The organism is Streptomyces sp. NRRL F-6492 (assembly GCF_001280125.1).
GTDB lineage: Bacteria > Actinomycetota > Actinomycetes > Streptomycetales > Streptomycetaceae > Streptomyces.
On record NZ_LGEG01000167.1, the window covers coordinates 1 to 314 of the forward strand.

1 pseudogene is annotated in these 314 nt (G+C 69.1%); it reads right to left on the bottom strand.

The features are described from left to right. A pseudogene (locus ADL08_RS13970) lies at positions 1 to 314 on the bottom strand (spermidine/putrescine ABC transporter ATP-binding protein); the annotation flags it as partial.

A 314-nucleotide genomic window follows, 5' to 3' on the forward strand; every position in this document is an offset into this window, starting at 1 on the left:
GTCTCCAGGACCTCGGCCTCGATGAGGTTGGAGGTGCCGAGGAAGGTGGCGACGAAGTTGGTCCGCGGTTTCTCGTACAGGCCGGTGGGGTCGCCGAGCTGAGCGACCCGGCTGCCGCTCATCGACGCGTCCTGGGCGAGGATGGTCATGGCCACCTCCCGGTCGTGGGTGACGTCCACGAAGGCGATGCCGCCCTCGGTGTGGATCCGCTTGAGCTCCAGCTGCATGTGGCGGCGCAGCTTGAGGTCGAGGGCGCCCAGCGGCGCGTCGAGGAGGAGGACCTGAGGGTGGTTGATGAGGGCGCGGGCCACGTC